The sequence below is a fragment of the Mycobacterium sp. 852002-30065_SCH5024008 genome (assembly GCF_001665645.1).
Classification (GTDB): domain Bacteria; phylum Actinomycetota; class Actinomycetes; order Mycobacteriales; family Mycobacteriaceae; genus Mycobacterium; species Mycobacterium paraffinicum.
The window spans coordinates 82,686-101,886 of record NZ_LZSZ01000172.1 but is presented as its reverse complement, the minus strand read 5'-3'; the positions used below and the strand labels follow the sequence as shown (position 1 = coordinate 101,886).

General features: G+C 67.1%; 22 protein-coding genes. 3 read left to right on the top strand and 19 right to left on the bottom strand.

The features are described 5' to 3' along the window. Nucleotides 1–9: 9 nt before the first annotated feature. Nucleotides 10–963 (bottom strand): DUF4436 domain-containing protein, encoded by a 954-nt coding sequence (locus A5781_RS22135; protein ID WP_067211920.1) that lies wholly within the window; start codon nucleotides 961–963, stop codon nucleotides 10–12. Nucleotides 964–1,367: 404 nt separating this feature from the next. Between A5781_RS22135 and pstS the strand changes: the two genes are divergently transcribed. After that, complete coding sequence (pstS, locus tag A5781_RS22130) at nucleotides 1,368–2,498, top strand: phosphate ABC transporter substrate-binding protein PstS (protein WP_067211882.1); 1,131 nt, start codon at nucleotides 1,368–1,370, stop codon at nucleotides 2,496–2,498. 3 nt (nucleotides 2,499–2,501) lie between these two features. On the opposite strand, the gene A5781_RS22125 is transcribed toward pstS, so the two are convergent. The 15 genes from A5781_RS22125 to A5781_RS22055 all read right to left on the bottom strand — a co-directional run bounded on the left by A5781_RS22125 (nucleotide 2,502) and on the right by A5781_RS22055 (nucleotide 13,159). Next, on the bottom strand, nucleotides 2,502–3,437 hold the full coding sequence (locus A5781_RS22125) for a DUF4436 domain-containing protein (protein ID WP_067211879.1): 936 nt from the start codon (nucleotides 3,435–3,437) through the stop codon (nucleotides 2,502–2,504). A 43-nt stretch (nucleotides 3,438–3,480) separates the two neighbouring features. Continuing rightward, nucleotides 3,481–4,149 (bottom strand): hypothetical protein, encoded by a 669-nt coding sequence (locus A5781_RS25975; RefSeq protein ID WP_231990774.1) that lies wholly within the window; start codon nucleotides 4,147–4,149, stop codon nucleotides 3,481–3,483. After that, a complete protein-coding gene (locus tag A5781_RS22115) occupies nucleotides 4,130–6,490 on the bottom strand; it encodes an arylsulfatase (RefSeq protein ID WP_067211876.1) in 2,361 nt (786 codons plus the stop codon). The genes A5781_RS25975 and A5781_RS22115 overlap by 20 nt, the downstream gene beginning before the upstream one ends. 137 nt (nucleotides 6,491–6,627) lie before the next feature. Continuing rightward, on the bottom strand, nucleotides 6,628–6,987 hold the full coding sequence (gene rpsQ / locus A5781_RS22110) for a 30S ribosomal protein S17 (RefSeq protein ID WP_369816424.1): 360 nt from the start codon (nucleotides 6,985–6,987) through the stop codon (nucleotides 6,628–6,630). Further along, on the bottom strand, nucleotides 6,984–7,217 hold the full coding sequence (rpmC, locus tag A5781_RS22105) for a 50S ribosomal protein L29 (RefSeq protein WP_066951916.1): 234 nt from the start codon (nucleotides 7,215–7,217) through the stop codon (nucleotides 6,984–6,986). The genes rpsQ and rpmC overlap by 4 nt, the downstream gene beginning before the upstream one ends. Beyond that, nucleotides 7,217–7,633 carry a 50S ribosomal protein L16 gene (rplP, locus tag A5781_RS22100; protein ID WP_067211869.1) on the bottom strand — a complete coding sequence of 139 codons (417 nt, stop codon included), beginning with the start codon at nucleotides 7,631–7,633 and terminating at the stop codon, nucleotides 7,217–7,219. Before rplP ends, rpmC begins: the two co-directional genes overlap by 1 nt. A gap of 3 nt (nucleotides 7,634–7,636) precedes the next feature. Beyond that, nucleotides 7,637–8,476: a 30S ribosomal protein S3 gene (rpsC, locus tag A5781_RS22095; protein ID WP_067211864.1), complete on the bottom strand. Its 840-nt coding sequence runs from the start codon at nucleotides 8,474–8,476 to the stop codon at nucleotides 7,637–7,639. Next, nucleotides 8,476–9,030 (bottom strand): 50S ribosomal protein L22, encoded by a 555-nt coding sequence (gene rplV / locus A5781_RS22090; RefSeq protein WP_066951918.1) that lies wholly within the window; start codon nucleotides 9,028–9,030, stop codon nucleotides 8,476–8,478. The genes rpsC and rplV overlap by 1 nt, the downstream gene beginning before the upstream one ends. Continuing rightward, nucleotides 9,027–9,308 carry a 30S ribosomal protein S19 gene (gene rpsS, locus A5781_RS22085; RefSeq protein ID WP_006245110.1) on the bottom strand — a complete coding sequence of 94 codons (282 nt, stop codon included), beginning with the start codon at nucleotides 9,306–9,308 and terminating at the stop codon, nucleotides 9,027–9,029. The genes rplV and rpsS overlap by 4 nt, the downstream gene beginning before the upstream one ends. A gap of 29 nt (nucleotides 9,309–9,337) precedes the next feature. Then, complete coding sequence (gene rplB / locus A5781_RS22080; RefSeq protein WP_067211861.1) at nucleotides 9,338–10,180, bottom strand: 50S ribosomal protein L2; 843 nt, start codon at nucleotides 10,178–10,180, stop codon at nucleotides 9,338–9,340. 29 nt (nucleotides 10,181–10,209) lie between these two features. After that, a complete protein-coding gene (gene rplW, locus A5781_RS22075) occupies nucleotides 10,210–10,512 on the bottom strand; it encodes a 50S ribosomal protein L23 (protein WP_067211857.1) in 303 nt (100 codons plus the stop codon). Then, nucleotides 10,513–11,193: a 50S ribosomal protein L4 gene (rplD, locus tag A5781_RS22070; protein WP_067211854.1), complete on the bottom strand. Its 681-nt coding sequence runs from the start codon at nucleotides 11,191–11,193 to the stop codon at nucleotides 10,513–10,515. Continuing rightward, complete coding sequence (gene rplC, locus A5781_RS22065) at nucleotides 11,193–11,846, bottom strand: 50S ribosomal protein L3 (RefSeq protein WP_067211851.1); 654 nt, start codon at nucleotides 11,844–11,846, stop codon at nucleotides 11,193–11,195. The genes rplD and rplC overlap by 1 nt, the downstream gene beginning before the upstream one ends. 15 nt (nucleotides 11,847–11,861) lie before the next feature. Further along, nucleotides 11,862–12,167 (bottom strand): 30S ribosomal protein S10, encoded by a 306-nt coding sequence (gene rpsJ, locus A5781_RS22060; RefSeq protein ID WP_003873519.1) that lies wholly within the window; start codon nucleotides 12,165–12,167, stop codon nucleotides 11,862–11,864. Between the two features lie 383 nt (nucleotides 12,168–12,550). Beyond that, nucleotides 12,551–13,159: a TetR/AcrR family transcriptional regulator gene (locus tag A5781_RS22055; RefSeq protein ID WP_082939473.1), complete on the bottom strand. Its 609-nt coding sequence runs from the start codon at nucleotides 13,157–13,159 to the stop codon at nucleotides 12,551–12,553. 239 nt (nucleotides 13,160–13,398) lie between these two features. Here A5781_RS22055 and A5781_RS22050 point away from each other — a divergent pair, with 239 nt between their 5' ends. Both A5781_RS22050 and A5781_RS22045 read left to right on the top strand, forming a co-directional pair. Then, nucleotides 13,399–14,898, top strand: coding sequence for an MFS transporter (locus A5781_RS22050; RefSeq protein WP_231990773.1), 1,500 nt, complete (start codon nucleotides 13,399–13,401; stop codon nucleotides 14,896–14,898). A gap of 145 nt (nucleotides 14,899–15,043) precedes the next feature. Beyond that, nucleotides 15,044–15,349 carry a hypothetical protein gene (locus A5781_RS22045; RefSeq protein ID WP_156624940.1) on the top strand — a complete coding sequence of 102 codons (306 nt, stop codon included), beginning with the start codon at nucleotides 15,044–15,046 and terminating at the stop codon, nucleotides 15,347–15,349. 205 nt (nucleotides 15,350–15,554) lie between these two features. On the opposite strand, the gene mftG is transcribed toward A5781_RS22045, so the two are convergent. From mftG to mftE, 3 genes are read right to left on the bottom strand one after another with little or no spacing between them, the layout of a single operon-like run. Next, nucleotides 15,555–16,994 carry a mycofactocin system GMC family oxidoreductase MftG gene (gene mftG / locus A5781_RS22040; protein ID WP_067211836.1) on the bottom strand — a complete coding sequence of 480 codons (1,440 nt, stop codon included), beginning with the start codon at nucleotides 16,992–16,994 and terminating at the stop codon, nucleotides 15,555–15,557. 19 nt (nucleotides 16,995–17,013) lie between these two features. Beyond that, the gene (gene mftF / locus A5781_RS22035) at nucleotides 17,014–18,426 is read right to left on the bottom strand and encodes a mycofactocin biosynthesis glycosyltransferase MftF (protein WP_067211832.1); all 1,413 of its coding nucleotides are present in this window, start codon (nucleotides 18,424–18,426) and stop codon (nucleotides 17,014–17,016) included. Then, entirely contained in the window at nucleotides 18,423–19,166 is a 744-nt protein-coding gene (gene mftE, locus A5781_RS22030) for a mycofactocin biosynthesis peptidyl-dipeptidase MftE (protein ID WP_067211829.1), read from the bottom strand. Before mftE ends, mftF begins: the two co-directional genes overlap by 4 nt. Nucleotides 19,167–19,201: the final 35 nt, after the last annotated feature.

The following is a 19,201-nucleotide window of genomic DNA, read 5'->3' as shown; positions in this document are numbered from 1 at the left end:
ACGAGCGGCTCAGTCGGATTGCCGATACCACGTGAGCATGTACAACCCCATCGCCCCGACAAGCGCGAGCAGCACCCAGATCACCAGCGCCTGGTCGATCCATGCCCCGGGTGGTGGCGAGCCGGGAAGGAAGTTGCGGATGGGTATGACGGCGAAAAGCATCGCCGCGAACCACGTCACGAAGGGCGGCACGAATTTGCGCCTGCCCAAGGCGATCTGGATGGCCACCGCGAACGCCAAGGTCGGCAGGGCGAAGAGGACAAGGCAGATGCCGAGGTCGAAGATCAGCGGACCCTTGGCCCGGTGCAGCGTGATGACCACGTTGTCCGGCCGGTCTGAATCCTGGCTGGCTTCACCGACGCGCTGGACGCTCACGTCCCAGCCATCCAACGCGCCGGTGACCTCAACCCGGGCGGGGATGTATTGGCGGGCGTCGCCTTGGCCAACGAGGACATCGGCCGAGAGTGTATCGGTGCGGTACGAATCGAACGGCCAGTCGTTGGGGTTTCCGTGCGCCTCGATCGTGGTGGCAACCTGCGCCGGCGACTTCCCCGCCGGGTATTGAAGGTCACCCAGGTCGTTGGGCGGATCCATGCGGACCGCGGTGTCGGTCTTCAACACGTCAAGGCGTTTGTCGAACATCGAGTCTTCTGGAATCACAAGCACTTTCACCGTCAGGCGATTGGCGATGGTGTCCAGCTTCTCGAGGCGGACCAGCACGACGGTATCACCGGTTGCGTTCAGGTCCGGCGGCTTGAGTGGGGCCCCGGAACTGGCCAGCAGGTGGAAGCCGAACAGAGATAACGCATAGACCGAAACAAAGGCCAGCAGGGCACCCAGACCGATGACGAGGCGCCGCCTGGGCTTGCGCGACGACGTTTCGGGAGCCACCAACGTCGCAGTGCCAGGCGAAGGCGTTGCGGGCGTTGCGGGCTGCTGCTGCGGCGGCGTGTGATGGGTCATCTTCCTGCCTTCGTCGAGGTTGACCAATCCGCCGCCCTCGGCGGCACGAGACAGATGGTAGCGAACTTACTGTGCTCGCGAGCCGGAAAATGAATATCGATCTCTATCAGGCATGTTGCACCAAGATAGCCAGCGGCAGGCCGCCCGGCAGCGAATCCCTCCCAGGGCGATTCGTCCGCTCGTCGCGCACACCGGCACTCCGCCTGGCCGAAGGATCAGTTCACCCGATGTTTGTTTGCTTGCCGGCTGGGATAACGGTAAGTCTCGACGTGTGTCGAAACGGGGCGAAGCCCCTCTGCTCGCCGTCGCCGCCGGGCCTCACCTGCACCGTCGCCTGCTCGCGCCGAGTCAGCCGCCGTCAACGTCGACCGCGCCGAATCCGTAGTCCCCAGGAGCCAACCAACGTGAAGCGCAATCCACCGGCGGCCGCCATCAGCCTGTTCGCTGCAGCGGCAGTGGCGGTCTCAGCATGCAGCACCGATTCCCACCCGATGCTGGCGTACGCCGCCGGCGCCAAGGTGGAGTGCGGCGGCAAGCAGGCTCTGACGGCCAGCGGTTCGACCGCGCAGGCCAACGCGATGACGAAGTTCGTCGCCGCCTACGGGAAGGTCTGCGCCGGCCAGACCCTCAACTACACCGCGAACGGATCGGGGGCCGGAATTGGCGACTTCCTGGACGGCAAAACGGATTTCGGCGGATCGGACACGCCGCTGTCCGGAGACCAATATGCCGCGGCCAAACAACGCTGCGCCGGCGCCGACGCGTGGAACCTGCCGGTGGTGTTCGGCCCGCTGGCCATCACCTACAACCTCGGCTCGGTCGACTCCTTGGTGCTCGACGCGTCGACGATAGCCAAGATCTTCGACGGCACCATCACGCGCTGGGATGACCCGGCGCTCACCGCGCTCAACGCATCGATGCCGGCCGAAGAGATTCGTGTCATCTACCGCAGCGACGCGTCCGGGACCACAGACAACTTCCAGTCCTACCTGCAGGCCGCGTCCGGCGGGGCCTGGAGCAAGGGCACCGGCAAGGCGTTCAACGGCGGCGTCGGCACCGGCGCCACCGGCAACAACGGCACCGCGACACTGGTGAAATCGACCGAGGGCGCAATCAGTTACAACGAGCTGTCTTTCGCGCTGCAGCAAGGGCTTTACGCCGCCGAGATCAAAACCCCGGCGAGCCGCAGGTCGTTGCGGCCGGTGCGGATCGGCACCGACACCGTCGGCAAGACCATCACCGGCGCCAAGATCGTCGGTAGCGGCAACGACCTGGTGCTCGACATCTCGTCGTTCTACAACCCCGCCCAGCCCGACGTCTACCCGATCGTCTTGGCCACCTACGAGATCGTCTGCTCGAAGTACCCGACGCTGGACGTCGCCAAGGCCGTCAAGGCGTTCCTGCAGGCGGCGATCGGACCCGGCCAGGTGGAGCTGGCGAAGAGCGGATACATCCCGCTGTCGCCCAACTTCCAGGCCAGGGTCTCGAGCGCCGTCGACGCGATCAGCTCGGTGGAGGCACCGAATCCGGAGTAGGCGTCAGGCCCTCTTCGGCGGCTTTTTCTCGCGGGATCGCCACCAGGCGACGATGAACAGGGACATCGCCGAAACCAGCCCTATCAATACCCACAGCACGACGGCCTGGTCGATCCAGGAACCCGGCGGTGGAGATCCTGGCAGGAAGTTGCGCAGCGGGACGACGGCGAACAGCAGCGCCGCGAACCAGGTTCCCAACGGCGGCAGGAAGGTGGTCCGGCCCAACGCCATCGGGATGGCCACCCACAATGCCAGCACCGGCAGGGCGATGAGGACCAGGCAGATGCCGACGTCAAAGATCAGCGCGCCCTTGGACCGTTGCAGCGTGATGATCAGATCGTCCTGCACATCGGGGTTGGCGTCCTCGGGGTCGTGGACGCGGGTGACGGTGGCGTCCCAGCCGTCCAACTTTCCGGTCGCCTCGACGCGGGCAGGTGCCTTTTCGCGGCTGGCGCCGGTACCGGTGAACACGTCTGCGGCGATGACCTCGGTCTTGTACGTGTCGAACGGCCAGTTGGCGGGATCGCCGTGCGCGACGATGGTCGTGCTGACCTGGGCCGGCGATTTTCCGACCGGGTATTGCAGGTCGCCGAGGTCGTTGTCGGGATACAGGCGCACTGCGGCGTCGGTGGTCAGCACCCCGAAGTTCTTGTCGTACAACGAATCCTTGGGGTAGACGGTCACATTCACCGTCAAGCGGTTCGCGACGGTATCCAGCTTCTCCAGCCGTACCTGAACGACGCTGTCTTCAGCCTCCACCTTGCTCAAATCCACCGAGGGGAGCGCGGGCGCCGACTTTGCCAGCAGGTGCACAGCGATCAGCGAAAGAGCGTAGATGACAATGATGGAGGCGACGATTCCAAAAGCGATGGCAATTTGCCGACCCCGGTGGTTGGCGGGCGCCGGCGGCGCGGGAGGCGCCGGAGTCCCGGCGGTCATTGAGGCATCACCGGCCAAATGCTAACAGGGACAACGGCAAATTTCAGGGGATAATGACGGCGAATTGCTGCATTACCGTCGATTTTGCCGCTTCGAAACCGGGCGCTTTGCCGGGCCCCTCCAGATGGATGGCGACCAGGTACGCCTGGGTGTTGGTCCAGATGTGGGTGATGCGGTCGGCGAACTCGTTTGCTCCGGCCCCTCCGTTGGTCCCGCTGAGCAGCTGGCTGCTGTAACCGCAGAATTGGGCCGCCGTGACGGTGACCTTGGCCCCCGGGGTCGCCGTGCCCAAGTCGGTGGCGTAACGCAGGAACGCGCCACCGGGGTCGAGGTCGGTGCGGGCGATGGTCACGCGCACCGACATGCCGTCGGGGCCGGTCGACCTCAACGCCACGTCGCCCGTGCCGGGGGCCGCATTCCAGCCGTCGGGCAACGGGACCGTAAGCACGGGCGCCACCGGGTCCGCCACCGATGCCTTGGTCATGGAGCCGCTGGCGGGCGGCGGGAAGCACACCAAGGCATTGGGCGGAATGTGGTCGGGCAGCGTGGTTTCGATGCCGGGCACCGGCTCGGCCGGGTCGGAAACTCGCGTGGTGGCCGACGTCGACGCGGCGGTGCCACCGATGGCCGTTCCGCCGGTGGTCGTCTCACATCCCACCGCAGCGAGCGCCAACAAGCACAGCGCCAGGGCTTCAGTCGCGCGAAAACGCAAGCGCAATTTCAGCTTCCACGTCTACATAGGGCCGGCCGGACAGGTCGACGGTGACCTGCGCGATGGTGCCCCCGGTGAATGAGAACGGCGCTTTGTAGCGGCTGCACACTCCCGAGCCGCCGTTGCGGCCGACGGTGATCCCGGCACCCGCGATCCCGAACGTTCCGGGCTGGGTCTGCACGTCCGCGAGCGTGCCGACCACTTCGTCGTCGATGAACAACGTGACGTCGCCGAGCGGCGTGTGGCTGTTCGGCACGGTTCCGGTCCGCGAATAGTTCACGCCGAGCAGGTGCCTGCCGAGCGGCACCGCGCCCGATGAGGAGACCGTCTGCTGCCGTTCGCCCAGGAAGTTGTAGACGTAATGCAGGCGCCCATCCTGGATGAACAGCACGTGCCCGCCGTGGGCGCCGCCCTGCTTGAACAGCACCCCTTCCGCGCCGGTGGTATCCACGCTCACCTCGGCCAGCACCGCGAACGACCTGCCGCGGATTTCGGCGGCGGCGCCGCTGCTCACGTCCGCGCAGTCGGGGTAGTAGACGTAGCTGGACCGGTCACCGCCGAGATACGGGCGGAACCGCGTCATCGTCTCGAGGATGTTCAGGTCCGAGAGCGGCAACCCGTTGTACTTGGCGGCTTCGGAGTACCACAGCGCCTTGAGTTCTTCGAGCTTGTCCGGGTGCTCGGCGGCCAGGTCGTGGCACTGGCTGCGGTCGGCGTCGATGTGGAACAGCTCCCAGCGGTCGTCGTCGAAGTGCGACCAGCCGGCCGGCGTGGCCGCATGGACGGTGTTGGCGAACCAACCCTGATGCCAAATCCCGCGGGTGCCCAGCATGGAGTAGAACTGGGTCTGCTTTCCGGTGTCGGCGGCCGGATCAGCAAGGGCCGCTTTGAAACTCACGCCATCCAATGGCTTCTGCGCGATGCCCCGGACGGTGTCGGGGGGCGTCATGCCCAGCAGGTCGTAGACCGTGGGCGTGATGTCGCAGACGTTGACGTAGTTGTCGCGGATCTCCCCATGTGCGGCAACACCATTGGGCCACGAGATGATCGCCGTGTCGGCGATGCCGCCCTCGTGCGACGCGTACCGCTTGTACAGCTTGTACGGGGTGTTGAAGGCCATCGCCCAGCCGATCGGGTAATGGTTGTAGGTCTCCGGGCCGCCGAGGTGGTCGAACAGCTTCATGCTCTCTTCGACGGTGTCGATGTAGCCGTTGAAGAACTTGCCCTCGTTGACCGATCCGTTCGGGCCGCCCTCCCCGCTGGCGCCGTTGTCGGAAATCACCACGATGAGGGTGTTGTCCATTTGACCGGATTCCTCCAAATAGTCCAGGATCCGGCCGATTTGGGCGTCGGTGTAGCTGAGGAAGCCGGCGAACACCTCGGCCATCCGGGAGAACAGCTTCTTCTCGTCGGCGTTCAGTGAATCCCACGGCCGCACCGTGTCCTGCAGCGGCCAGGGCTCGCCCTGCGGCCCCTTGACGTCCAGGTACGGGTTGACCGGAGAGAGTTCGGTGTCCGGCGGCACGATGCCCATCGACTTCTGGTTTTCCAGCACGATCTCGCGGTAGGCCTCGTAGCCCATGTCGAAGCGGCCGGCGTAGCGGTCCGCCCATTCGGAGAAGACGTGGTGCGGCGCGTGCCCGGCGCCCGGGCACACGTAGCTGAACCACGGCTTGTCCGGCGCGATCACCTTGGCGTCGCGGATGAATTCGATGGTCTTGTCGGCGATGTCCTTCGAGAGGTGATAGCCGTCCTCGGGCGTGCCCGGCGGGTTGACCGGATGGTTGTCGTACATCAGGTCGGGATACCACTGGTCGGTCTCGCCGCCCAGGAAACCGTAGAACCGTTCGAAGCCGCGCGAGGTCGGCCAATGTCGTTTCGTCGAAGCCAGATTGGACTCTTCGAGCGGCGTCAGGTGCCACTTGCCGATGCAGTACGTGTTGTAGCCGCGCTCGGTGAGCACTTCGGAGAGCAGCGCGGTATCGAACGGGATCCGGCCGTTGGCATTCGGGAACGCGTCGGTGAACTCCTCGATCGTGGCCATGCCGACGGTGGTGGCGTTGCGGCCGGTCAGCAGCGAGGCCCGGGTCGGCGAGCACAGCGCGGTGGTGTGAAATTGCGACAGCCGCACACCACGCTCGGCGATGCGGGTCATGGCGGGCATCTCGACCAGGCCGCCGAAACAGTCCCACGTCGCGATGCCGGTGTCGTCCCAGACCAGGTACAGGATGTTCGGCGAGTTCTCCGGTGCGGTCGGCGCGGCGTATGGGCCCCAGTCGGGCTCGGAGTCCCGGATATCTAGCTCGATCTTGCCTTGGAAGTCACGGGAGTCAGTCGACATGCGCCGAGCGTAGCGCCACTGCGAGAATTACGATCTTTTTTCGGCGGCGTCTCGCCCGCAAGCGAGCGGTGCCCCCACCCGGCAAAGCAAAACGCCCAAGACCCTAAAGTCTCGGGCGTTCTGATGTTCCTTGGGGGCTACTTGGCCTTCTCGAGTATTTCGACGAGCCGCCACCGTTTGGTCGCCGACGTCGGACGCGTCTCCATCAGCGAGACGCGGTCGCCGATGCCCGCGGTGCTGTTCTCGTCGTGCGCCTTCACCTTCTTGGTGGTACGGATGATCTTGCCGTACAGCGGGTGACGCACGCGGTCTTCCAGCTCGACCACGATGGTCTTCTGCATCTTGTCGCTCACCACGTAACCGATGCGGACCTTACGCCGGCCACGCACCTTCGGGTTGGCCGGAGTGTGCTGGGGGCCCTTCTCTTTCGAGGGTGCGTCCTTTGCGGCCGCCTTAGGAGCCGCCTTCGGGGCCGCCTTCTTCGCTTCTGCCATCAGGATTCCTTACCGTCGGGCCCGGAAGCCAGGCCCAGTTCTCGTTCGCGCAGCACGGTGTACACGCGCGCGATCTCCTGCCGCACCGCGCGCAGCCGGCGGTTGTTGGACAGCTGCCCCGTCGCCATCTGGAAACGCAGGTTGAACAGCTCTTCCTTGGATTCGCGCAGACGCTCGGTCAGCTCCTCGTCGGTGAGCTCACGCAGTTCGCCAGGCGAAATTCCCACTGCCATCAGAACTGATCCTCTCGGGTCACGATGCGTGCCTTGATCGGCAGCTTGTGGATTGCACGGGTAAGGGCCTCCCGGGCCACCTGCTCGTTGGGGTAGCTCAGCTCGAACAGCACGCGGCCCGGCTTGACGTTGACCACCCACCATTCCGGCGAGCCCTTACCCGAACCCATCCGGGTTTCGGCGGGCTTCTTGGTCAGCGGGCGGTCCGGGAAGACGTTGATCCACACCTTCCCGCCACGCTTGATGTGGCGGTTGATCGCGATACGCGCGGACTCGATCTGCCGGTTGGTGACGTAGGCGTGCTCCAGGGCCTGGATGCCGTAGTCACCGAAGTTCACCGCCGTGCCGCCGCTGGCGATGCCGCGCTGGCGGGGGTGGTGCTGCTTACGGTGTTTAACCCTGCGGGGAATCAACATGATTCAGCTCTCCGTGCTCTCCGGTTCTGCGGCGGGCGCGGCCTCGGCCGCTGCGGCCGCAGTGCTTTCTTCGGCGCCCGCGGCGGCCCGGCCGGCCTCGGTGCTGGTCGCCGTGGTGCCCGACGCACCGCTGCGCCGGGGGCGCGTGCCCGACGGACGCTCGCGGCGCGGACGGTCGGCGCCCGCCGGAGCGGCTACGGCCGGTTCGCGTTTCCCGCCGACGATGTCGCCCTTGTAGATCCACACCTTCACACCGATCCGGCCGAAGGTGGTCTTGGCCTCGTACAGGCCGTAGTCGATGTCGGCGCGCAGCGTGTGCAGCGGCACCCGCCCCTCGCGGTAGAACTCCGAGCGGCTCATCTCCGCACCGCCCAAGCGACCCGAGCACTGCACCCGGATGCCCTTGACGTTGGGCTGACGCATCGCCGACTGGATGGCCTTACGCATCGCACGGCGGAACGCCACCCGGTTGCTCAGCTGCTCGGCGACGCCCTGGGCCACCAATTGCGCCTGGGACTCGGGGTTGCGGACTTCGAGGATGTTGAGCTGAACCTGCTTGCCGGTCAGCTTCTCCAGGTCCGCACGGATGCGGTCGGCCTCGGTGCCGCGACGGCCGATGACGATGCCGGGGCGCGCGGTGTGGATGTCGACGCGCACCCGGTCGCGGGTGCGCTCGATCTCCACGTCGGCGATGCCGGCGCGCTCCAGCCCGGTCGACAGCAGCTTGCGGATCGCGACGTCTTCTTTGACGTAGTCCGCGTACTGCTTGTCGGCGTACCAGCGGGACTTCCAGTCGGTGGTGATACCCAGCCGGAAGCCGTGCGGATTGATCTTCTGGCCCACTAGTCTGAGCCTCCCTTCGCTTCCGAGGTCTCAGCAGTTGCCTTAGAAGTCTTCGCCTCGGCGGTTTTCGCCGCAGCCTTCTTCGCAGGTGCCTTCTTGGCGGGCGCCTTGGTGGCGGCCTTCTTCGCGGGCGCCTTCGCCGCGGCCTTGCTGGCCTCCGCGCGGCGGGCCCTCGTCGACTTCGCCGAACGTTGGTCCTTGGCCGGCCGGCTCTCCACCACGACCGTGATGTGGCTGGTGCGCTTGCGGATCCGGAACGCGCGACCCTGAGCGCGCGGGCGAATGCGCTTGGCGGTCGGGCCCTCGTCGGCATACACCGTGGCGACCACCAGGGTGGCCGGGTCCAGCCCGTTGTTGTTCTGCGCGTTCGCCGCGGCGCTCGCGATCACCTTGGCTACCGGCTCGCTGGCCGCCTGGGGCGCCCAGCGCAGGATGTCGAGCGCGTCGGCCACCGACCGGCCCCGCACCAGGTCGATCACCCGGCGTGCCTTTGTCGGTGAGACCCGCACGAACCGCGCCTTGGCGACCGCCGACGGGAATTCAGTTGTGGTCATCGCCGTTTGGCCTTCCGGTCGTCCTTGATGTGCCCCTTGAAGGTTCGCGTCGGCGCGAATTCACCAAGCTTGTGACCGACCATCGACTCGGTGACGAACACCGGGACATGCTTGCGTCCATCGTGGACGGCAAAGGTGTGACCGATGAAGTCCGGGATGATCGTCGAACGCCGAGACCAGGTCTTGATGACCTGCTTGGTGTTCTTCTCGTTCTGGACGTCCACCTTCTTGAGGAGGTGGTCGTCGACGAACGGGCCCTTCTTCAGGCTGCGTGGCATGTGCTTGTACTCCTAGTCCCGGAACTTCCTCAGCGACCGTGCTTCTTGCCGGTGCGCCGGCGCCGGACGATGAGTTTGCTGCTGGCCTTGTTCGGGTGGCGGGTGCGGCCCTCCGGCTTGCCCCACGGGCTCACCGGGTGGCGACCACCGGAGGTCTTACCCTCACCACCACCGTGCGGGTGGTCCACCGGGTTCATGACCACACCACGGACCGAAGGGCGCTTGCCCTTCCACCGCATCCGGCCGGCCTTGCCCCAGTTGATGTTTGCCTGCTCGGCGTTGCCCACCTCGCCGACCGTGGCGCGGCAGCGCACGTCGACGCGGCGGATTTCACCGCTGGGCATACGCAGCGAGGCGTATGTGCCCTCTTTACCGAGCAACTGGATGCTCGAGCCGGCGGACCGCGCCAGCTTGGCGCCACCGCCCGGCCGAAGTTCCACCGCGTGGATCACGGTACCGGCGGGGATGTTGCGCAGCGGCAGGTTGTTGCCGGGCTTGATGTCGGCGTTCGCGCCCGACTCCACCACGTCCCCCTGCGAAAGGCCTTGCGGCGCGATGATGTAACGCTTCTCGCCGTCCAGGAAGTGCAGCAGCGCGATGTTGGCGGTCCGGTTCGGGTCGTACTCGATGTGCGCGACCTTGGCGTTGACGCCGTCCTTGTCGTTGCGACGGAAGTCGATCACCCGGTAGGCCCGCTTGTGGCCGCCGCCCTTGTGGCGGGTGGTGATGCGGCCGTGTGCGTTACGGCCACCGTGGCCGTGCAGCGGGCGCACCAACGACTTCTCCGGCTCCGAGCGGGTGACCTCGGCGAAGTCGGAAACGCTGGAGCCGCGGCGGCCGGGGCTCGTCGGCTTGTACTTACGAATTGCCATGTCTAATCAGGTCTTTCTCTCGCGCGCGGCTAGGCCGGGGCCCCGAACAGGTCGATGGGCTTGCTACCGGGCGCCAGCGTGACGATGGCGCGCTTGGTGCCCTTGCGCTTGCCGTATCCGGTCCTGGTGCGCTTGCGCTTGCCCTGTCGATTCGCGGTGTTCACCGATATGACCTTGACGGAGAAGATCTTCTCGATGGCGATCTTGATCTGCGTCTTGTTCGAATCGGGGTGCACCACAAAGGTGTACACGTTGTCATCCAGAAGCCCGTAGGACTTTTCCGAGATGACCGGGGCCAGGATGATGTCGCGGGGGTCGGTGATGGTCGCCATCTACGCCGATACCTCCTCGGTGCTAGCGGTGTTGGCGCCCGCCTGGGCACTGATGTAGGCGTTGAGCGCCTCAACACTGAACACCACGTCGTCGGAGCGCAGCACGTCATAGGTGTTGAGCTGGTCGGGCGTCAGGATGTGCACACCGGGCAGGTTGCGCACGCTCTTGGCGCCGGCCTCGTCGCTGCGGCCGATCACGATCAGCACCTTCTTGCGGTCGGTCAGCGTGCCCAGGAATACCCTGGCGTTCTTGGTCGACGGCGTCTGGCCCGACACCAGCTCGGTGACCGCATGAATGCGGCCGTTGCGCGCCCGGTCCGACAACGCGCCGCGCAACGCCGCGACGATCATCTTCTTGGGGGTGCGCTGGGAGTAGTCGCGCGGCTTCGGGCCGTGCACAACGCCACCGCCGGTGAACTGCGGGGCCCGCGTCGAACCCTGACGGGCACGACCGGTTCCCTTCTGCCGGTACGGCTTACGTCCACCGCCGCTGACCTCGCCGCGGGTCTTGGTCGAGTGCGTGCCCTGGCGCGCCGCCGCCCGCTGCGCGGTGACCACCTGGTGCATCAACGCGATATTGGCCGGGGCGTCGAACAATTCGGCCGGCAATTCGACCGAACCGTCGACCTTGCCGTCCGGCGTCTTGACGTCAATCTTGAGTGTCTGGCCTTTAGTCGCCATTACTTCTCACCTCGTTTGATCGCGCTGCGGACCACCACGAGTCCACCGGTGCGGCCGGGGACCGCACCCTTGATCAGCAGCACGCCGTTCTCGGCATCAACCTTGTGCACCACCAGGTTCTGCACCGTCACCCGGTCGTTACCCATCCGGCCGGCCATCCGGGTGCCCTTGAAGACGCGCGCGGGGGTGGCGCAGCCGCCGATGGAACCCGGACGGCGGTGCACCGCCTGGGCACCGTGGCTGGCGCCCTGGCCGCGGAAGCCGTGGCGCTTCATGGTGCCGGCGAAGCCCTTGCCCTTGGAGGTACCGGTCACGTCGACATAGGCGCCGTCGGCGAAGATCTCCGCCGTCAGCTCCTGGCCGACTTCGTATTCGCTGGTCGCGGCCTCGTCATCCAGCCGCAACTCGGCGAGGTGCCGGCGCGGGTTCACGCCCGCGGCGCTGTACTGACCGGTCACCGGCTTGTTCACCTTGCGGGGGCTGATCTCGCCGTAGGCCAGCTGGACGGCACTGTAGCCGTCGCGCTCGGGTGTGCGGATGCGGGTGACCACGTTGGGCCCCGCTTTGACCACCGTCACCGGGACGACCCGGTTGTTCTCGTCGAACACCTGCGTCATGCCCAGCTTGGTACCCAGAATGCCTTTTCTTGCCATGAGTTCACCAAGCCCCTACTGGATGTTGACGTCGACACTGGCCGGAAGGTCGATGCGCATCAGCGCGTCGACGGTCTTCGGCGTCGGGTCGAGGATGTCGATCAACCGCTTGTGAGTACGCATCTCGAAGTGCTCCCGCGAGTCCTTGTACTTATGCGGAGAGCGAATGACGCAGTACACGTTCTTCTCAGTCGGCAGCGGCACCGGACCTACGACACTGGCACCCGTGCGGACGACGGTCTCGACGATTTTGCGCGCCGATGCGTCGATGGCCTCATGGTCGTAGGCCTTGAGCCTGATGCGGATCTTTTGTCCCGCCACGCTTCTCCTACCCTCACTCCACTTACAAAAATCCGTGTCCGGACCTGGTGCTCCCAGCGCGCTGATCGAGCCCGGGTCACCCTGGGCCGATCGAGCGTCGCGCCGGATACTGCGCCGCTGTTTACCTGTCGTGGTCCACCGGCCCCCGCGGTCGGGTGTGTCACCCTCACGCAGCCTGGACCGCGACAAAATTTGTCGCGCTCCAAGGATGGGACCGGACGCGCCCGTTTGGGCGCTGGTCGTATGCCCGACCAGGCGCAAACCCGGCCCAAGGCAACCTGAACAGTATGCCCTAGATCATGGGTTTGGCCAAATCCCGGCCGAACGCCGCCGGCCCGGCCCCGCCGGGCGGTCAACCCGCTGGTCAGCGGCCGTCGCCGGCCTCAGGCACCCGCCGATTCGACGCTCGCCGCGCCGGCCCGGTTGTGTGCGCGCTGAACATAGAGGAAACCGTCGACGGCCGCGAGCGCGCACTCGCGGTAATCGAAGTCGGGAAGCGTGGAAAGGCGCCCCAGCACCAGGGGGCCGATGAGCAGCGCGATGGCCCGGGAGCGGTCCACCTCGCCGAGCTCGTCGGCCTCCGGGCTGTCGAAGATGGCGTCGAACGGGGCGGCGTACTGCTGGGCGATGCGCTCGCGCAGCGTGGTGATCGCCGCGCTGTCCACCGCCTGGCTGTCCCGGGGTTCCGGCATCTCGTCCAGGTCGCGGCCCAGGGCCAGCCACGACATCGCCGTCATGACGACGGGCGCCTGGGCCACCGACTCGGCCTGCGCCAACACCACCGCAACCAGGCGGTCGCGCAGCGAACCCTCGGCCGGCGGCGTGGGCGACGGCGGGATGAGGCTGTTGAAAGCCGCTGCCAGCAAATCGTTTCCGCTCGGGAAATGGCGATACAACGTGGCTCTCGCGACGTTGGCGGTACGGGTGACCGCGTCGACGGTCACCGCGCTGGGCCCACCGGAACTCAGCAGCGTGGCGGCGGCCTCGAGCAAACGGGCCCGCGAGCGCGCTGGGCGGGGGTCGCTGGTACTGCCGGTGATTGTGACCCACCTCCCTGTTTGGGAACGAGACTATCGGTCTACCTACAAGACTATCGGTCTCGAAACTTCCCAACGCCACCGTGAGGAGGCGCATCATGGTCGAAACCCTGGTCCGGCCTGACCAGCGTACTGATGCAGTCAGCATCGGCAATAGTCTCCGAGCGAGAAACTGGACGCTGGCCGTCGCCTGCATGGGAGTCGCCCTGGTTGTCGCGTCGATGACGGCGCTGAACACCGCGCTGGGAGACCTGGCGGTGGCTACCTCGGCCACCCAGTCGCAGCTGAACTGGATCGTCGACGGATACACCGTGGCCCTGGCCTGCCTGCTGTTGCCCGCGGGCGCGATCGGCGACCGCTACGGCAGACGCGGCGCCCTGCTGATCGGCTTGGTGGTCTTCTCGGTGGGCTCGATGGCTCCGGCGATGATGCACAGTCCGGCGCAGATCATCGCCGGCCGCGCGGTGGCCGGGATCGGCGCCGCCTTCGTGATGCCGGCAACGCTGTCGCTGCTGAGCGTGGCCTATCCGAAGGCCGAGCGCACCAAGGCGGTCGGGATCTGGGCCGGCACGGCCGGATCCGGCGGCGTGCTGGGCATGATTGGTTCCGGTTTGCTGCTTCGCTTTTGGGACTGGCACGCGATCTTCTGGTCACTCGGCGCCGCCGGGCTGGTGATCTTCGCGCTAGCGTGCACCGTCGCCTCGTCCCGCGACGGCGGCGCCCCGCGGATCGATGGGCTGGGCGCGGTCCTGATCGGCGCCGCGGTGGCGATCGCCGTGGCAGCGATCCTGGAGGCGCCGACCCGCGGATGGAGCAACCCCCTGGTCTGGGGCGGGCTCGTCGCGGGCGCGGTGCTCGCGGCGGCGTTCGGTGCCGTCGAGCTGCGTCTCGCGCGGCGCAGCAGGCAACCCCTGCTGGACGTCCGGTTGTTCGCCGACCCGAATTTCGCCACCGGCGTCGCCGCGATCGTCATCCTGTTCGGCGCCACGTTCGGGTTCTTCTACATCGGCATGCAATACGTGCAACAGATCATGGGCTACTCGGCCCTGGCGACGGCAATCTCGTTCGGCCCGTTCATGGTGCCGCTGGGCATCTTCTCGGCGCTGTCGTTCTGGTACGTGCCCAAGCTGGGCCTGCGGCTCGTGCTCTTCATCGGCACGCTGCTGATGGCGGTCGGATTCGCGTGCATGTACCGGTTGAACCTGCACTCTTCCTATCTGGAATTCGCCTGGCCCACACTGATACTGGCAACCGGCATCGGAATCTGCACGGCGCCGACGACATCGGCGATCATGGGAGCGGTGCCCGACGAGAAGCAGGGCGTCGCCTCCGCGGTGAACGATACGTCCCGGGAGATGGGCGGCGCGTTGGGAATCGCGGTGGCCGGTTCGATTCTGGCCGGCCGCTATTCGCACGAGCTCGCCCCGAAGTTGGCGGACTTTCCCGGGCCCGTCCGGGGGCCGGCCACCGATTCGCTGGCCAAAGCCGTCGAGGTGGCAGGCCGGATGGGGCCCCAGGGCCACCAGCTGGCCGACATCAGTAAGGGCGCGTTCCTCGCGGCCTTGCACGCGTCGACGATCACGATGGCCGTGATCGTCGCCGCCGCCGCGCTGCTGATCGCGGTTTGGGCGCCGGGCCGCGACGGCCGGCAGCTTCGGCCGGTGCGCGGGATGCTGTCCGGCCGCCGTCGCTGACACGCCGCCAGGCCAGCACCGCTTCGTCCAATACTGTTGTCCGACAGCGGGTTCAATGCTTGAAAACCTCTGCCGGTTCTGGTATCACCAGATGTATATCGACAGATACAGATCATCTCTGCGAGGCGAGGTGGATGTGGTGTTGATGGGTGTTACGAGCGTGGTCGAGCCGGTATGCCCGGTGATGCGTGAGGCGGCGGCGATCGTGGAGGCCGAATGGATACGCCTGAGGCGAGGGAGCGAGCCGGCTCGGCACCCCAGCTGTGAGTTTCCCACGGTGCGGCGCTGCCGGCGCCAGACGAGCACCCTGGTGTCCACCGAGTCGACGCGCGCCGGACGCGCGGCGCACACCCTCGCGCGGCGGGCTCGCTGGCTGGTCTCCCTGATCTGGGCCCGGCAGCGTTCACCTCCGGCCTGCCGACATGTTTCACGCATCGGCGAAGGGAGGTAACCGAAAAGAGACAAGCACGGGCAATCGAACAGTGAAATGGCGACCGTGCAGTCCACGGATATTGCGACGTATTTTCGCGGGAAGCACCACTCGCGCGCGCACTGCCACTTGCCGTGGCCGTCTACGTGGACCGCATGAACAATCGCCGCTCGCGGGGCGGGCCTCATGCCTCACCCTTGAGGCCCGCCCTCACGCTCTGTCCGCATCACCGAACGAATTCGGCGGCCCGATGACCGATCATGACCACGGTGGCGTGCGGCCCCCGGCTGGTGATGGCGGGCAGGATCGAGCCGTCGATCACCCAAAGGTTGTCGATGCCGTGCACCCGGCAGCGATGGTCGACGACGGCCCGCGGGTCGTTATCGGCGCCCATCGGCGCTGTGCCGCAGAGATGTTGCGACGTGGACCATACGGGCTCACCGACATGCGTTGCGGTACGCGCCAATTCGCGGGCCAGTTCGGCGCCTTGGCGTAGCGCCGCGACGTCCTCGGGCTCGCTGTCGTAACGGTGCTCGATGCGGGGCGCCGCCTCGGGGTCCGCCGACGCCAGCGTAATGCGCCCCCGCGCGCGCGGCCGCATGAGCGCAACCCCGATGTGCGGCCAGTCCGCATGACCGGCGGTGCCGTCCCCGGTCATCGCGACGAATCCCCCTGTGTAGGGTCTGATCTCGAGGCCATCGGCGGTGCTGAGCACGACTTCGAGCACAGGCCGGCCGGGAGCCACCGTCCAATCGGTGGGCAACACCCACTCGGGGTGATCGCTGAACGACGCCCCCACCGGCAACGGCTTCACCACGGGTACGCCGACGGAGCGCAGTCCCTCCTCGGCTCCGATGCCGGAGAGCATCAGCAGCTGTGCCGTTTGGATGGCACCGGCACACAACACGATCCGGTCTGCGGTCAGCGTCAAGCGGCCGTGCGGGCCGATCACGTCGACACCCGCGGCGGCGGTGCCGGCGAAGCGCAACCGCGCGGCGCGCGTCCGGGAGTGCAATGTCAGGTTCGGCCGGCGCAGCGCCGGCAGCAGAAATCCCGCGCCGGATCCGGTACGCACACCGTCCACGATGTTGAGCGGGACGGCGCCCATTCCCGAAACCAGTTCCGGCCCACAGTCATTGAGATCTTCGATCCAGTCGAACCCGGCGCGCTGCGCGGCGGTGATGAAACGCTCGGTGGTTCCCGTCATTTCGTGGGTACGACGGACCCGGATGGGACCGCTGTCGCCATGGGCCGGCCCGCTGAAGTCCAGGTCGGTCTCGATGGCGCGGAAGCTCTCGAGGACGTCGGACCAGGCCCATCCGGGTAGCGATAACCGGTCGAAGTCGCGCGGCAATCCGCGGCAGAAGTAGCCGCCATTGATTGCGCCCGAGCCGCCGACGGTCGCCCCGCGCACGATCGGATGCGCGCGCATGGGTCGATCGGTCAGGCTCGTCTGATAACGGCGCACCAGCGGGCTGCCGACCCCGATCGGCAGCTGCAACCCGTTCGCGGTTTGTGCGAGCAATCCCGGATCATCGAGGGCCGGCCCCGCCTCGAGGACGGCCACCACACAGCCCGGCTCGGCAGAAAGACGTTCGGCGACAACCGATCCAGCGCTACCGGCACCGACGATCAGCACGTCGCTGTGCGGGGCGGCCTTACTCAAGGGCGGGTCAAGGTGGCGGCTAGCTCCGAATCTGGGGTTTCAGCGCCCGCAGGTTGCGCTCCCGCACCACACCCCACCACAACCCGAGGCCGTACGCCAGGTCGTCGACCCGCTTGAGCAAGAGATAGGTCAGCAGGCCGATCGGTTCGGCATCGTCGCCGACGGCGTCGCGGCGTCGCAGCCAGTCCACCACGCCGTCCATGATCGCCGCGACCAGCACGACGCGTCGGAAATGTCGCGACAGCGTGGCGGCAAGCAGCGCCACCGGCCAATAGTGCCGACACAGGGCCGACGCCAGCTGCAGCGCCGCCGACCACAGGCCACGGGTCGCGATCATCGCCACGTCGGCGATGGACGTCTCGGCGCCGCGCATCGCCCTGGCGATCCTGCGACCAGTCAGGACGGCGACGACGACGGACGCCAGTTGGGACAGGCTGGTCCCGAACGCCATCAGGATCCAGGTCATCAGCGCCCAGCCGGAGATCACCACCGGGGCCGTCTTGTCCGGGTGGCGAACCGAGAGCGGGGCCGCCGATCCGCCATAGAACGCCTTGCGCGCGAGCCAATCCCGCAGTTCGGTGCGGTGGTCGTGAGCGACCACCGCGATGGGTTCGTAGCGCAGCCGGGCGCCGGACTCGATGAGCCGCCAGCACAGGTCGACATCCTCACCGGATTGCAGGGTCTCGTCGAACCCGCCGACACTGCGGAGGGCGGAGCACCGACAGATGATCGCCGCGCTGGGCACGTAGGACACCTGGCTGTGGGGCAGCACGGGCGCCTCGCGCTCGCCGAGGTCGAGCGACGAGTGCACCGCCTCGTAGCGGGCCACCACATTTTCACTGGGCGACAAGCCGACGATGCGCGGCGCGGACAGGGCGACGGTGGGATCGCAGAAATGCCCGAGCAGCGCCTCCAGCCAGCCGCGCCGCGGCGCGACGTCGGAATCCAGAAACGCGACGTAGTCGGTGCTGCAGGCGGCCAACCCGGTGTTGCGGGCGGCGGCCGGGCCCCTGGAGCGGGAGTGCCGCAATACTTCGACGTCGCAGTGCGCGCCGATGAAATCGTCCGGCTCGATCGGCGGGAACGAACCGTCGTCCACCACGATGACCCGCAGGCCGCGCAGTGAGCTCACCAAGCGGCGAACCCCGGAAAGGTTGTTGCGCACCGGAATTACCACGGTGACGTCGTTGTGCGACGGGCCGCCCGCCGGCCGCGGATGCGCCACCGTGGCGTCCAGCAGGGTGCGGGCCAGCTGGGCACTGACGTCGTCGCGAACCTTCAGCCGGCCGTCGCACAGCATGTCCTGGGCGGCCGGCGCCAGCTTCAGCAGCCGGGTCGGCGAACCACCGAGCAGCGCAGAGCCATCACCGAGCACCCGCACCCGCCGGTCGACCTGGACGGCGAAGCCATCCGGCAGCCGGGCCGCCGTCATGTAAGCATCCCGTCGTGCCCGGGCGACCACCGGGCCACTCGCCGGACACAGCCGTCGACCATCTCGGCGAGGATGCGCTTGCCCTCGGCGGCCGTCGCGGTTGTCGGGTCCCCCAGCACGCCCACGGGGCTGACCGCCGCGACTCCCCCGCGCCGCATCGACGGGAGTAATTCCGGCAGCGGCGCCCGGTTGCCGGCGAGCCACCGGTCGGTCAGTACGTCTCCGGGCGAGATGTGCAGCAACATCGATGTTTCGGTGTGCCCGGCGTGGGCATCGCCGCCGTCGGCCAGGCATGGGCACCAGCCGGCGTCGCGGCCCTCGGCCCGCAGCCGCGACACCGCCGCGGTCAGCGCGGCGACGTTGCCGCCGTGGCCGTTGACGAAGACGAGGCGGTTGGCCCAGCTAGCGGCCGACCGGCCGTACTCGACGAGCAGCATCGTCAGGGCTTCGGTGCCGATGGAGATCGTTCCGGCGAAACTCTGGTGCTCGCCGCTGGCGCCGTAGGCGATGGCCGGCGCCAGCAACCACTCGCGCTTGAGGCGCGCTTCGAGACCGGCCCGAGCCCCACGGGCGACCGCGGTGGCGATCCGGGTGTCGGTGTCCAACGGCAGATGCGGGCCGTGCTGTTCGGTCGACCCCAGCGGGATCAATATCGACGGCGAGGTGCCCGATAGCTGGCTTGACGTCGCCATTGCCAATTCGCCGAGTACGGGCACTCGGTGATGGTAGGACGAATTCACCTGGCGTGCACCAATTGTTGTTCGGAGAAAACATT